At 72.5% G+C, this 13,790-nt stretch carries 13 protein-coding genes; 9 read left to right on the top strand and 4 right to left on the bottom strand.

Annotated features, from left to right (window positions below; all coding sequences use genetic code 11):
* Positions 1-69 precede the first annotated feature (69 nt).
* Positions 70-822: a DeoR/GlpR family DNA-binding transcription regulator gene (locus ABGB18_RS25135; RefSeq protein ID WP_347698038.1), complete on the bottom strand. Its 753-nt coding sequence runs from the start codon at positions 820-822 to the stop codon at positions 70-72.
* A gap of 132 nt (positions 823-954) precedes the next feature.
* Here ABGB18_RS25135 and ABGB18_RS25130 point away from each other — a divergent pair, with 132 nt between their 5' ends.
* The 5 genes from ABGB18_RS25130 to ABGB18_RS25110 are packed head-to-tail and all read left to right on the top strand — an operon-like array spanning position 955 to position 8,171.
* Complete coding sequence (locus ABGB18_RS25130) at positions 955-2,148, top strand: PfkB family carbohydrate kinase (RefSeq protein ID WP_347698037.1); 1,194 nt, start codon at positions 955-957, stop codon at positions 2,146-2,148.
* A gap of 4 nt (positions 2,149-2,152) precedes the next feature.
* Positions 2,153-3,547, top strand: coding sequence for an extracellular solute-binding protein (locus ABGB18_RS25125; protein ID WP_347698036.1), 1,395 nt, complete (start codon positions 2,153-2,155; stop codon positions 3,545-3,547).
* Positions 3,544-4,458, top strand: coding sequence for a sugar ABC transporter permease (locus ABGB18_RS25120; protein WP_347698035.1), 915 nt, complete (start codon positions 3,544-3,546; stop codon positions 4,456-4,458). Before ABGB18_RS25125 ends, ABGB18_RS25120 begins: the two co-directional genes overlap by 4 nt.
* Positions 4,455-5,255 (top strand): carbohydrate ABC transporter permease, encoded by an 801-nt coding sequence (locus ABGB18_RS25115; protein WP_347698034.1) that lies wholly within the window; start codon positions 4,455-4,457, stop codon positions 5,253-5,255. The genes ABGB18_RS25120 and ABGB18_RS25115 overlap by 4 nt, the downstream gene beginning before the upstream one ends.
* Before the next feature lie 15 nt (positions 5,256-5,270).
* A complete protein-coding gene (locus tag ABGB18_RS25110; protein ID WP_347698033.1) occupies positions 5,271-8,171 on the top strand; it encodes a sugar-binding protein in 2,901 nt (966 codons plus the stop codon).
* 125 nt (positions 8,172-8,296) lie between these two features.
* On the opposite strand, the gene ABGB18_RS25105 is transcribed toward ABGB18_RS25110, so the two are convergent.
* Positions 8,297-9,658: a ricin-type beta-trefoil lectin domain protein gene (locus tag ABGB18_RS25105; RefSeq protein ID WP_347698032.1), complete on the bottom strand. Its 1,362-nt coding sequence runs from the start codon at positions 9,656-9,658 to the stop codon at positions 8,297-8,299.
* A 206-nt stretch (positions 9,659-9,864) separates the two neighbouring features.
* Between ABGB18_RS25105 and ABGB18_RS25100 the strand changes: the two genes are divergently transcribed.
* Together ABGB18_RS25100 and ABGB18_RS25095 are read left to right on the top strand one after the other, a co-directional pair.
* Positions 9,865-11,034 carry an alginate lyase family protein gene (locus tag ABGB18_RS25100; RefSeq protein WP_347698031.1) on the top strand — a complete coding sequence of 390 codons (1,170 nt, stop codon included), beginning with the start codon at positions 9,865-9,867 and terminating at the stop codon, positions 11,032-11,034.
* A gap of 146 nt (positions 11,035-11,180) precedes the next feature.
* Positions 11,181-11,474, top strand: a complete 294-nt coding sequence (locus ABGB18_RS25095; RefSeq protein WP_347698030.1) for a hypothetical protein — start codon at positions 11,181-11,183, stop codon at positions 11,472-11,474.
* An 86-nt stretch (positions 11,475-11,560) separates the two neighbouring features.
* Here the strand turns inward: ABGB18_RS25095 and ABGB18_RS25090 are convergent, their stop codons facing one another.
* Positions 11,561-12,298, bottom strand: coding sequence for a trypsin-like serine protease (locus ABGB18_RS25090; RefSeq protein ID WP_347698029.1), 738 nt, complete (start codon positions 12,296-12,298; stop codon positions 11,561-11,563).
* A gap of 113 nt (positions 12,299-12,411) precedes the next feature.
* Entirely contained in the window at positions 12,412-12,567 is a 156-nt protein-coding gene (locus ABGB18_RS25085) for a hypothetical protein (protein ID WP_347698028.1), read from the bottom strand.
* Positions 12,568-12,603: 36 nt separating this feature from the next.
* Here ABGB18_RS25085 and ABGB18_RS25080 point away from each other — a divergent pair, with 36 nt between their 5' ends.
* Complete coding sequence (locus tag ABGB18_RS25080) at positions 12,604-12,747, top strand: hypothetical protein (protein ID WP_347698027.1); 144 nt, start codon at positions 12,604-12,606, stop codon at positions 12,745-12,747.
* A gap of 47 nt (positions 12,748-12,794) precedes the next feature.
* Entirely contained in the window at positions 12,795-13,751 is a 957-nt protein-coding gene (locus ABGB18_RS25075; RefSeq protein ID WP_347698026.1) for a nitronate monooxygenase, read from the top strand.
* Positions 13,752-13,790: the final 39 nt, after the last annotated feature.

Below are 13,790 nucleotides of genomic sequence, written 5' to 3'. Positions count from 1 at the left end.
GTGTCCCGTCACGCGAAGGGGACGTCCCTCCGTGGGAGCCGGCGTACGTACGCGCGCGTGTGCGTCCCCTCACGCGAGCAGCACCTCCACGCCCGCGGAGGCGCAGGCGCGCAACGTCGGCTCGTCGGCGCCGTCGTTGGTGACGATCACGTCGATGTCCTCGGCCCCGCACACCCGCAGGGCACCGGTGCCGGGGAACTTGTGCCGGTCGACGAGCAGCACGACCTGCCCGGCCGCCGCGATCATGGCGCGCTTGAGCGGCACCTCGGCCAGTGTGGTGTCGACGAGCTGGCCGTCCGGCCGCACGCCGCTCGCCCCCAGGAACACCCGGTCGGACACCACCTGGCTCAGCGCCGCCTCGGTGAGCACGCCGACCAGCGAGTGGTAGGGCCGGCGGACCATGCCCCCGAGCAGCAGCAGCTCGACGTCCGTGTCGGTGCGCAGCGCGTCGAGCACGGCGAGGCTGGAGGTGACGACCGTGACGCGGCGCCCGCGCAGCCGCCGGGCCAGCCGCATCGTCGTCGTCCCGATGTCGAGCAGCACCACGTCGCCGTCGCGGACGAGCTGCGCGGCGCGGCCGGCCACCGCCTCCTTGTCCTCCTCGTCGACGCACGCGACCTCGGCGAAGGGCCGGCCCGTGTCGGCGTCGGCGAGGGCGCCGCCGCGCACCCGCCGCAGCGTGCCGTCGCGGTCGAGCACCTCCAGGTCCCGGCGGATCGTGGACGGGCTCACGCCCAGCTGGCTGGCGAGATCCCGGACGCTGGTGGCCCCGGAGAGCCGGACCCGGCGCATGATCTCGGCATGCCTGAGGCGCTGTAGCACGCCGCGAGTGTATCAGTCACGTTCGCGCATGAGTGAGCGTTTTGCGCCAAACGCTCTCGTGAAACACTTGAAGTGCGCGGGCAAACGTGCAAGATTGCGCAGAGTTCGGTGTGTCGAGGAGGACCTATTGCCGTGTCTGCCCAGGCGTACGACCCTCTCGCCGGTGAACGGACCCCGGAGGGCCCGCAGTTCGACGTGTTCCTGGCCGGCACGGTCTTCCTCGACATCGTCTTCACGGGCCTACCCGCGATGCCGGCCGCCGGCACCGAGATCTGGGCCGAGGGCATGGGCTCGTGCCCCGGCGGCATCGCCAACCTCGCCATAGCGACGAGCCGGCTGGGCCTGCGCACGTCACTGGCCGCCGCGTTCGGCGACGACGACTACGGCGACTTCTGCTGGCGCACGCTGGAGGAGCAGGAGGCGGTGGACCTGTCCCGGTCGCGCCGCTTCGAGCACTGGCACTCGCCGGTGACGGTCTCCATGGCGGTCGACCGCGACCGCAGCATGGTGACGCACGGCCACCGCCCTCCCCTGCCGGCCTCCGAGATGATCGGCTCACCGCCCCGCTCCCGGGCGGTGATCGTGACGCTGTCCGCCGACGAGCCCCTCGACCGCCCCGGCAGCCCGTCCGGCTGGGCCGGGCGGGCGCACCGCGACGGCGCCCTGCTCTTCGCCGACGTGGGCTGGGACCCCTCGGGCGCCTGGCCGCGCTCCCTGCTCGACCAGCTCTCCGTCTGCCACGCGTTCATGCCGAACGCGACCGAGGCCATGGCCTACACCCGCACCGACAACCCCCGGGACGCGCTGTACTCGATCGCCGACAAGGTGCCGCTGGCCGTGGTGACCGACGGGGCCAACGGCGCCATGGCCATCGACTCCACGACCGGCGAGGAGGCGTTCGTCCCGGCCCCGCGGGTGACGGCGCTCGACCCGACCGGCGCGGGCGACGTGTTCGGAGCCGGCATCGTGCTCGGCACGCTGTGCCGCTGGCCGCTGGCCGACCGGCTGGCCTTCGCCGGGGTCTGCGCGGCGCTGGCCGTGCAGCAGTTCGGCGGCTCGCTGGCCGCGCCCGGCTGGGGGGACATCGCCGACTGGTGGCACGAGGTGCGTGCGACGGCCCGCCACAGCGGCGCCTACGGCAGTTCGCTGGCCCGCCGCTACGCCTTCCTGGACCGGCTGGTGCCCGCCGTCCCGGTGGGCGCGGTGCGCCGCGCGGCCGCCACCATCGCCCGGTACGCCGACGTCGGCCCCCGCTCCGACACGGCCCGGCCGGACCCCGATGACGAGGACCCGGACACGCCCCGGGTGCCTGTGCCGAAGGAGTGACACCATGACCGCCTCGACGCGGACACCGTACGGTTCCCGGACGCTCACCGTGCTCGCCGCAGTGGCCCTGGCCCTCTTAGTGACCCTGACCGCGTGCGCGCCCGGCTCCTCGGCCCCGCCGGCGGCCTCCTCGGCGCAGCCGAGCCCCTCGGCGGTGCGCACCGACGCCAAGGCCCTGGGCAACGTCACCCTCACCGTCTGGGACCAGGAGGTGCGCGGCGGTCAGGCGGCCCAGATGAAGCGGCTCAACGCCGCGTTCGAGGCCGCGTACCCCAACATCAGGCTCAACCGCGTGTCCCGCTCCTTCGACGATCTCAACACGACCCTGCGCCTGGCGCTGAGCGGCAACGAGCCGCCGGACGTGGTGGAGGCCAACAACGGCCGCTCCTCGATGGGCGCCTTCGTCAAAGCCGGCCAGCTCCGCCCGCTGGACGCCTACGCCGAGGCGTACGGCTGGAAGGAGCGCTACCCCGACTCGGTGCTGCGCTACTCGCGCTACAGCGCCGACGGCAAGCTGTTCGGCGAGGGCGACCTGTACGGCCTCCCCCAGGTCGGCGAGGTCGTGGGCCTGTACTACAACGCCGCCAAGCTGACCGAGCTGGGCCTGCGGCCGCCGAAGACCTGGGCGGAGTTCGGGGCGGCGCTGGCCAAGGCCAAGGGCGCCGGGCAGGTGCCGCTGCAACTGGGCAACCTCGACAAGTGGCCGGCCATCCACGTGTTCGGCACCGTGCAGAGCCGCGACGTGCCCGCCGAGCAGATCGGCACGCTCGCCTTCGGCCGCAAGGGCGCCTCCTGGAACACCCCGGAGAACGTCAAGGCCGCCGAGCAGCTCGCCGGCTGGGCGGGCAAGGGCTACTTCAACGAGGGCTTCAACGGGCAGGGCTACGACGCGGCGTGGCAGGCGTTCGGCAAGGGCGAGGGCGTCTTCCTGATCGCGGGCACCTGGCTGCTGGCCGACCTGCACAAGGCGCTCGGCGACGACCTGGGCTTCATCCTGCCACCGGGGGCCACGCCCGACGCCGCGCCCGTCGCGACCGGCGGCACCGGCCTGCCGTTCGCCATCACCGCCAAGAGCCCCAACCCGGACGCGGCGGCGGCCTACATCGACTTCATCACCAGCGCCGACGCCATGAAGGTGCTCACCGACACCGGCAACCTGCCGGTCGCCGACACCGGGAAGCAGACCGTGCCCGCGGGGCCGCAGCAGGACGTCTTCACCGCGTTCGGCACGGTGACGGAGCGGAACGGGCTGGTGCCGTACCTGGACTACGCCACCCCGACGTTCGCCGACACGCTGGGCGCGGCGCTACAGGACCTGCTGGCCGGGAAGGCGAGCCCGCAGGAGTTCCTGGCCACGCTGGAGAAGGACTACAAGGCCTTCGCCGAGAGCAACGGGTGAGCAGCCGGGTCACCGGCCGGGCGGGCGCGAGCGCCGCCCGGCCACCCGGGGAGCCGCGCCGGGTCGCCTACCTCTACCTGCTGCCGGCCTTCGCCGTCTACGCGGCGTTCCTGCTGTATCCGATCGGGCGCGCGGTGCAGTTCTCGCTCTACGACTGGGACGGCCTGTCCGTGGGCCGGTGGGCGGGGCTGGACAACTACGCGGCCATCCTCGCCGACGAGGGACTGCGGGCCGCCTTCGGCCACGCCCTGGTCCTCATCGGGTTCTACGCGGTGGGGCCGCTGGTCATCGGGCTGGCGCTGGCCGCGATCCTCAACCACGCGAAGGTGCGCGGGCTCGGGTTCTTCCGCACCGTCGTGTTCCTGCCGCAGGTCATCGCCATGGTGGTGGTGGCGATCGCCTGGCGGCGCGTGTACGCGCCGGACGGCACGCTCAACAGCCTGCTCGGCGCGCTGGGGCTGGACTCGCTGACGCGCGGCTGGCTCGGCGACTACGCCTTCGCGCTGCCCGCGGTCGGCGTGGTCGGCACCTGGTTCGAGACCGGCCTGGTGACCGTGCTGCTGCTGGCCGGGATGAGCCGCATCCCGGCGGACCTGTACGAGGCGGCGCGGCTCGACGGGGCGGGGGCCGTGCGGGAGTTCTTCGCGGTGACGCTGCCGTCGGTGCGCGGGGAGATCGCCGTCGCCCTGACGCTGACGGTCATCGCCGCGCTGCGCACCTTCGACCTGGTGTACGTCACCACCCGAGGCGGCCCCGGCACCTCGACCTCGGTCCCGTCGTACGAGGTCTACCACCGGGCCTTCGGGCTCGGCCAGGTCGGCTCGGCGGCGGCCGTGGGCGTCACCCTGACCGTCGTCATCTTCGCGATCTCGTTCGGGATCAACCGGTTCGCCGACAGGAGGGTGTCATGATCTCCCGAGCGGAGCGGCTGGCCAACTACGTGATCCTGTCGGTGTTCGCCGTGTTCGCGCTGTCCCCCGTCGTGGTGATCCTGTCCGCCGCGCTCGGGCCGGCCGACAGCGGCGGCACGGCCGGGCTGGGCAACTTCGCCGCGGCATGGGAGATCGGCCGGTTCGGCACATACCTGCGGAGCAGCCTGGCGGTGTCGGCGTTCGTCGTGGTCGTCAGCGTGGTGCTGTCGATCATGAGCGGGTACGCGTTCGGCACCATGCGCTTCCGCGGCCAGGCGGTGCTGTTCTACCTGTTCATGCTCGGAATCATGATGCCGAGCGAGGCCATCGCGGTGCCGCTCTACTTCGACCTGCGCTCGCTCGGCCTGATCGACACGTTCTGGTCGGTGTCGCTGCCGCAGGTGGCGCTGTCGGTGGCGTTCGGGACCTTCTGGATGCGGGCCTACTTCCGGGCCGCCAACCGGGCGATCGTGGAGGCGGCCCGCATCGACGGCGCGTCGAGCTGGCGGATCCTGTGGCAGGTCCTGCTGCCACCCGCCCGGCCCGCCGTCGTCACCCTGACCGTGCTGGTCTTCATGTGGACGTGGAACGAGTTCCTCATCCCGCTGATCATGGTGACCAGCGAGTCGCTGCGAACCGCGCCGCTGGGGCTGGCCTTCTTCCAGGGCCAGTACACCTCCGGCTTCACCCTGCTCGCGGCCGGCTCGGTCATCGTCGCCACCCCGGTCGTGCTCTTCTACCTGTTCCTCCAACGCCACTTCGTCCGCGGGCTGCTCCAAGGGGCGGTCCGCGAGTAACCCCCCGGAGGTTCCATGCGCGACTCCTTAGGATCCCCGCCCCCTTCAAGATCGCCGCGCCGCCTGGCCGTCGCGGCCTGCGCCGCCGTCCTCACCCTCGTCCCCGCCTCCCCCGCCCTGGCCGCCCAGCCCGCCCCGTCTGATGTCGCCGGGTCCGCGACGGCATCTGATGTCGCCGGGTCCGCGACGGCGATCGACCTGGACGCGCTGTTCGTCGGCGCTCACCCGGACGACGAGGCGTCCACCCTGTCGACGCTCGGGCAGTGGAACGAGGAGCACGGCGTGCGCGCCGGCGTCGTCACCGTGACCCGCGGCGAGGGCGGCGGCAACGCCGTCGGCCCCGAGGAGGGCCCCGCCCTCGGACTGCTGCGCGAGGCCGAAGAGCGGGCGGCGGTGGCCCGCGGCGGCGTGCGCGAGGTGTTCAACCTCGACGACGTGGACTTCTACTACACGGTGAGCGCCCCGCTGACCGACCAGGTCTGGGGCGGCGACACCCTGGAGAAGGTGGTCAGGGTCGTCCGCCGGACCCGGCCCGAGATCCTGCTGACCATGGACCCGGCGCCCACCCCCGGCAACCACGGCAACCACCAGGAGGCCGCGCGGCTGGCCATCGAGGCGTTCTACGCGGCGGGCGACCCCAAGGCGTTCCCGGAGCAGATCTCCCGCGAGGGGCTGCGCCCCTTCGCGCCGCTACGCCTGCTCACCGGCGGGGGCCGCGGCACCTCGCAGACCGGCCAGGACTGCGCCGCGACGTTCCGGCCCGCCAACCCGGCCCAGAACGTGTACGGGGTGTGGAGCGGGCGCACCTCCCGCGGCCGGCAGGGCAAGACGTGGGCCGCGATCGAGCGGGAGGCGCAGCGCGAATACGCCTCCCAGGGCTGGGCCGGCTTCGCCGACGTGCCCACCGATCCCGCCCGGCTCGGCTGCGACTTCTTCACCCAGGTGGACGCGCGGGTGCCCTTCCCCGAGCCGGGCACGCCGGCCACGGCAGCGCCCACCGCGATCCTGGACGGCGCGCTGACCAAGGCCGCCGGAGGTGTCCCTGTGGGGACCCTGCTGGGGCTGCGAACCAGCACGTTCGACGTCCGTCCCGGGACGGCGTTCAAGGTCGAGGTCACCGCGACCGCGCCGCCGCGCGAGCAACTCGGCCGCTCGGCCGTGACGCTGCGGGTCCCGCCCGGCTGGCAGGTCAGCGGCTCGGGTGACCTCGGCCGGCTCTCCGCCGGGCGGACCCGGTCGGCGACGTTCACCGTGACGCCCGGCCAGGACGCCCCGGGCCGGGTGCGGGTCGCGGCCGCCCTGACCACCGAACGGGGACGCGGCTACACCGACCGGCAGGTCGAGGTCAGCCCGGCCGTACGCGCGGGCCAGCAGCCACTACCCCAGGTCGCCCAGTACGAGGAGTGGACCCGCGAGGTCGGCGTGCCGCAGTCGCGCGGCCTGGTCGCCCCCGTGCTCACCCTCCCGTCCGGCGGCTCCCGGCAGGTGGGGGTGGTGGTCACCAACCTGAGCGAGGCCACCCGGTCCGGCACCGTGCGGGTTGACCTGCCCGCGGGCTTCACCGCCGACCGGGCCGAGGCACCCTACCGCGACCTGGCGGCCGGCGCCTCCGCGACGGTGCCGTTCACGGTCACCAACTCCGACCCCACGCTGAAGACGTCCAACGAGGGCGGCGACTACGCCTACGCCATCAGCGTGGACGGCGCCGTCGCGAGCCGGCCCGCGCTGGAGCTCGTCCCGGCGGCCTCGGTGCCGCAGGCGGCGCCCACGGTGGACGGGGCCGCGGGTGAGGGCGAGTACCCGGGTCCGGCGCTCGACATCTCCCGCCTGTGGGAGGGCACCGCGTGCTCGTCGGCCGCCGACTGCTCCGGCACGGCCCGGTTGGCCTGGGGCGACGACACGCTCTACCTGCTGGTCGAGGTCAAGGACGACGTGCTCGGCACGCCCCTGCCCGCCTCCGACTGCAAGCGGCACTGGCGCACCGACTCGGTGGAGGTCGCGCTCGACCCGCGCGGCACGTCCGAGAACACCTCCACCACGTTCAAGACCGCGGTGCTGCCGGCAACCGCCGATTCTGATGTCGCCGGGTCCGCGACTTCTGATGTCGCCGGGTCCGCGACTTCTGATGTCGCCGGGTCCGCGACTTCTGATGTCGCCGGGTCCGCGACTTCTGATGTCGCCGGGTCCGCGACTTCTGATGTCGCCGGGTCCGCGACGCTGGGGCCACCTTGCCACTTGCGGGACGCCGACAACCGGCAGGGGCCGGGCGAGCAGACCGCGCCGGGGATGCGGGTGGCCTCGACGGTGGCCTCCGGCGGGTACACCGTGGAGATGTCGATCCCGATGGAGCTGCTGCCCGGCGCCGTCGATCCCGCGCACCTCGGGCTGAACATCCTGGTGTACGACTCCGACACCCAGGACAAGACCGGCCAGACCAGGATCGGCTGGTCGACGTGGGGCGGCGTGCAGGGCGACCCGTACCGGTGGGGTGTCGCGACGCTGCCCGGCTACCAGCCGCCGCCGGACCGGCCGGTCACGCCGCCCGACCCGGTGATCCCGGACACCGCCCTGTCCAGCCTGGACTCCCCGCAGTCGCTGGAGCAGGCGGTCCGCGTGCATGTCCCGCCGGCGGGCGGTCCCGCGGCCAAGGCGTCCGAGAGCGGCCGGGTCGTCTCGGCCTCGCGCGGGCGGGACTCGGTGAAGGTGACGCTGCACGCCCCGGCCCGGGGCAGCGCACACCTGTTCGTCCGTGACGGCCAGGGAACGGCGGGCGGCCGCGTCGTCACCGTAGCCGGCAAGGGCACCACGACCGTGACCGTGCCGCTGACCAGGGCCCTGGCGGGCGACCCGAGAGTGGTGGCCGGGTGGCAGGCCCCCAGCGGCGGGACCGCGGCCTCCCAGGTCGCGGTGCGGTGAGCGGCGGGCGGCCACCGCGCTCATGCACGGTGGCCGGCCACCGCCCTCATGCCCGGCGGCCGGGCGCGACGAGAACCTCGTCACCACCCGGCCGCCCAGGTCCTGGCTCCCGGAGCCCGGCCGCCTCAGAACCCCGCCGAGATGCGGGTGAAGTCCCAGTTCCCCTGGCTGACGCCGCTGCAGGTCTGGGTGAGGCCGCCGGAGCAGGGCCGGTCGCGGTTGACCGACCAGAACGCGAAGCGGCCCAGCCCGCGCGCCTTGGCCCAGTCGCGGATCTGCGTCCAGGTCCCGGTCGTGGTGACCTCCTGCTGGTCGGACATGCCGTTCATGCCGGAGATGCCCATGCGGGCGTACGCCTGGGCGTCGCTCCAGCCCCACGCGTTCTTGAGCGCGTTCTTCAGTCCTTCGGAGGAGTTGACGGTGCTCTGGTAGATGTTCGAGGAGCCGAAGTTGAAGGGCATGATCGTGTAGTTGTCGATCGGCACGTTCAGCGCCCTGGACTGGTTGATCAGCCGGACCCCGGCCGCGCTCGGGCCGTTCTGGCCGGTGCCGAAGGTGACGGCGATCTTGACGTTGGGGTTGTTCTGCTTGACGATCTTGAGACCGTTCAGGATGCGGTCCTGGACGGTGTAGTTCTCGAACTCGTCGGTGTTCTCGATGTCGAAGTCGACCACGGCCGGGCCGTGCGCGTCGATGACCTGCTGGACGGCCGCCGCGTAGGCGGCGGGGCTGGAGCAGTTGGGGCCGAGCTTGTTGCCCGACCAACCGCCGAAGGAGATCTGCACGCTGCCGCCCGCGGCCTTGATCGCGTTGATCGTCTGCTGGTCCGTGCCGCCGGTCAGCGGCCGTGAGCCGTCCCAGCGGGGCACGCACCCGCCGCCGGACAGGATGAACGCCATGGTGAAGGAGCGCACGCCGGTCTGGCTCATCACCGAGGTGGCGCTGGGCGGGCTGGCCCAGCCGAGGTAGAGGTACGGGGCGGCGGGCATCTTGCCCGGGGCGGGCGGGGTGGTGCCGCCTCCGGGCAGCGTCCAGCGCTGGTTGGCGCCGGCGAAGCAGTCCCAGATCTGCAGAGGGGTGCCGTCGGCCGAGCTGGGGCCGGTGGCGTCCAGGCACTTGCCGAGGGCGCGCAGGGTGCCGTCGGATCCCGCCGTCCAGACCTGGGCGGCCGAGCCGTTGCAGTCCCACAACTGCACCTTCGTGCCGTTGGCCGTGCCGGCCCCGGCCACGTCGAGGCATTTGCCGAGGGCGCGCAGGGTGCCGTCCGCGCCGGTGGTCCACTGCTGGGCGGAGGAGCCGTTGCAGGCGTAGAGCTGGATCTGGGTGCCGTTGGCGGTGGCGGCACCGGCCACGTCCACGCACTTGCCGCCGTAGCCGGTGATCTGACCGGTGGCGGCCGAAGCCGGTGCGGCCAGGACGGCGGTCACGAGGCCGAGTGAGGCGAGCACGCTCAGGAGGAGCCGTGCCGCAGGGCGCTGGGGGATCATGAGATGTCTCTTTCTCTCTGCGCCGCGATGCGCCGGGGCTTATTTCGCCCCTTGAATCAACTGGGATCCAAACAGTCCTCCACAAGGCTGTCAATAGGAAAGTTTCCAAACAGAAAGGGGTTGACCCGGGCCCGCCGGACCTCTATCTTCGCCATCGTCCAGGCCCCCGCATGACATCCACGTATGTGGACGAAGGGACTCCCCCCGTGCGCAGCCGAACCTTACTTTCCCTGTCCGCGCTGGTCAGCCTGCTGGTCGCCGGCCTCACCGGCGGCGCCGCCGAGGCCGCTCCCGCCACCTTCACCCACCCGGGCGTGCTCGTCAACCGGCCGCAACTCGACTTCGTCCGGGCCAAGGTCCAGGCGAACGCGCAACCCTGGAAGTCGGCCTACGATCAGATGACCGCCAGCGCGTACGCCTCCCTGAGCAGGACCCCGCGCCCGCGGGCGATCGTCGAGTGCGGGTCCTACTCCAACCCGAACAACGGCTGCACCGACGAGCGCGAGGACGCCCTGGCCGCCTACACGCTCGCGCTGCGCTGGTACATCTCCCGCGACGGCAGGTACGCCGAGAAGGCGATCTCGATCATGGACGCCTGGTCCGCGACGATCAGGGACCACACCAACACCAACGCGCCCCTGCAGACCGGCTGGGCGGGCTCGACCTGGCCGCGGGCCGCCGAGATCATCCGCCACACCTACACCGGCTGGCCCAACGCCGGCCGCTTCGCCACCATGCTGCGGAACGTCTACCTGCCCGAGGTCGCGGGCGGTTCGTCGAGCAACGGCAACTGGGAGCTGACCATGACGGAGGCGGCCCTGGGGATCGCCGTCTTCCTGGAGGACCGCGCCGCCTACGACCGGGCCGTGGCCACGTTCCGCGCCCGTCTGCCGGCCTATCTCTACGTGGCCGCCGACGGCGCCCTGCCGGTCCGGCCTCCGAGCGGGGGCGTCGACACCCCGGCCGAGATCATCGGCTTCTGGCACGACCAGAGCACGTTCGTCGACGGCCTCAGCCAGGAGACCTGCCGCGACTTCACGCACACGGGCTACGGCCTGGCCTCCATCTCGCACATCGCCGAGACCAGCCGCATCCAGGGCCAGGACCTCTATCCCGAGGTGTCGGAACGGCTCAGGCACGGGCTCGGCTTCCACGCCAAGTACCAACTCGGCGCCACCGTGCCGAGCTGGCTGTGCCGCGGAAATCTCACGCTCGGCCTGGGCCCGGTCACCGAGGTCGGGTTCAACGGGCTGCACACCCGGATGGGCGTCCCGATGACGAACACCCAGGCGCTGACCGAGCGGCAGCGGCCCGCGGGCACCAACAACCTGTTCGTCGCATGGGAGACCCTGACCCACGCGAACAACCCGAACTAGGCGCGAAGGCATCCGGAAACCGGATTGCCGCATTCCACAGGCAAAACCACCTTTACCCCAGGTGCCGGCAAGATCGGATGGGCACATATGGTGACGAGATCGCGACCACCTGTCACGGGACCGTCACCGCGAAGGAGTCCACATCCATGTATCGACCCGTCCGTATCGCCGCCACTCTCGCCGCCGCCGGCCTCCTGGCCGCCGGCGGCACCACCGCGGCGTCGGCCGTTCCCGGGCACATCGTTCTCGACGGCCAGGGGGTGAAAAACCCGGCGGGCTGCTACGACGGCACCCGCCGGCCGCTGACCCTCGACAACCACACCGCCACCATCGTCCTGCTCTACGAGAAGCCGGACTGCCAGGGCAGGGTCATCAGGGCCGTGAACCCCGGGACCTCGACCGTCGAAGGGCACGCCTCCAGCGTCCACATCCTGTCCTGACGAACGCGGGCGGCGCTCAGGGCGGAGTGCTCATCAGGCCCGGGCGCTCAGGGCAGGTGCTCAGGCCAGGTGCTCAGGGCAGGTGCTCAGGGCAGGGCGACGTACTCGCCGAGGAACTGCCGGGCCGAGGACGTGTCCAGGCGGTAGTCGTAGTTGGTGTCCATGCAGGCGTCGTCGGCGCCGCTGATCGTCGTGGCCACGAGCAGGTGCGAGGTGGGGCCACCGAGGAAGTTCGGGCCGCCCGAGTCGCCGAAGCAGGTGCTGCCGTCGGTCTTGGAGGTCACCGAGAGGTCGAGCCACTTGCGGTGCAGGGCCTTGAAGCCGATGGTCGCCTGGTGGCGGGTGTCGGTGTAGCGGAACAGGGGGCCGTGCTTCTTCTTGGCCGGGGCCAGCGAGCCGTAGCCCACCGGGGTGAAGCGCGCCGTCTTGAGCGTGTCATTGGCTTTGAGCTGGTCGAGCAGGCCCTTGACGGGTAGCTGGGCGGGCCGGATGCCCGGGATGGGCTTGTCGAAGACGACCACGGCCATGTCGTGGCCGTCCGACTTGTCCGTGTAGCGCGGGTCGGGGATGTAACGGCCGGTGTAGACCTGGGACCCGGATGCGTAGTGGTCGGCGAAGGTGACCTTCGCGGTCCTCTGTTTCCGCTCGCCGCAGTGGGCGGCGGTGAGGAAGACCGTGGAGGAGATGAGCGTCCCGGTGCAGTAGGCCCAGGTGCCGTCCGGATGGGCCTTGTTCTCGATGAGGGCGCCGACCTCAGGATGGGCGTCCCCGTCGGCGGGACCGTTGGTGATGGCGAACGCGGGCGCCGTGGTGCCGATGATCAACGTTGCGATAATCAGGGCAAAGGGGACATAACGCATTCCCGGATAGTAACGGCGCATGAGGTTCACATGACAGAGCTGAGTAAAAAATCTACTCAATGGCTGTTAGGCGACCGTCAACGGGGAAAACCCCTCCGCACCTCACTCAGTCGGCGAACCGGGCGGCGTCGTCCCCGCGCCCGGCGCTGTTCGCCGCCCGGGCTGTCACGGCACGCGAGCCAGGCCAGCAGCACGACCGTGAGCAGGGCCATGGCGATGAGCACCACCGCCATGGGGACCAGCATCCACGGGCCGCGCTCGGGGAGGGCATGGACCGGCTGCGCCACCACGCCGGCGCGCTCGCCGGGCACCCGCTGCCATACTTCTGCGACGAGTTGCTCGCCCGGATGCGGCACGACGTGATCGACGACATCGCCCTGCTCGCCCTGCGCCTGCGCACGGTCCCGGGCTGACGCGGGATACGGTGGAGCCGCTCTCATACCGAAGATCGGAGACGACGATGCCGCGGACCTGGCTGACCGACCGGTTCGAGCTGGACGTGCCGCTGGTCGGCGCGCCGATGGCGGGGGTCAGCGACGGCCGGCTGGCCGCAGCCGTCTCCGCGGCGGGCGCCCTGGGCATGTTCGGCGTGCCCGCCGGCGCCTCCGCGGCGTGGATCTCCGAGCAGGCCGCCGTCGCCGCCGCGAGCGGGCGCCCGTACGGGATCGGGTTGATGGCCTGGGCGCTGGGCGGCGATCGGGCCCAGCTCGACGCGGTGCTCGCCGCCCGGCCGGCGCTGGTCTCGATCAGCTACGGCGACTACGCCCCTTGTGTCGGGCCGCTGCGGCGGGCGGGCATCGTCGTGGCCACCCAGGCGGGCACCACGGAGGAGGCCCGCGCCGCCGAGCGGGCCGGTGTGGACGTGGTGGTGGCCCGCGGCGGCGAGGGCGGCGGCCACGGCCGCGACGACGTGGCCACGCTGCCCCTGCTGCAGAGCGTGCTGGACGCGGTGGGCATCCCGGTGCTGGCCGCGGGCGGCATCGCCACCGCCCGCGGGCTGGCCGCCGTGCTGGCCGCGGGCGCGCAGGGCGGCTGGGCCGGCACGATCTTCCTGGGCTGCGCCGAGACGACCCTCTCCGAGCCCGCCCTGAAGCGGGTGCTCGCCGCGGGTGAGGCCGACACCGCGTACGGACGCGTCTTCGACATCGCCCAGCGCCTGGCCTGGCCGCCGGAGTACGGCGGGCGCGCGCTGCGCAACGCGTTCTTCGACCGCTGGCACGGCCGGGAGGAGGAGCTGGGGGCGGACGAGGCGGCCCGGGCGGAGCTGGCGGCCGCCCGCCGCGACGGCGACTTCGACACCGCCTACGTCTACGCGGGCCAGGCCGTGGGCCTGGTCGGCGGCCCGCGCACGGCCGCCGACGTGGTCGCCTCCTTCGCCGCCGCCGACGACCTGCTGCGCCGCTTCGGCGGCGCGTGAGACGGGGCCGCCCGGGAGCCGCGACCCGGTGACCACGCC

It is taken from the genome of Nonomuraea sp. B12E4, assembly GCF_039871825.1.
Lineage (GTDB): Bacteria > Actinomycetota > Actinomycetes > Streptosporangiales > Streptosporangiaceae > Nonomuraea.
This window is presented reverse-complemented; position numbering and strand designations above follow the sequence as displayed.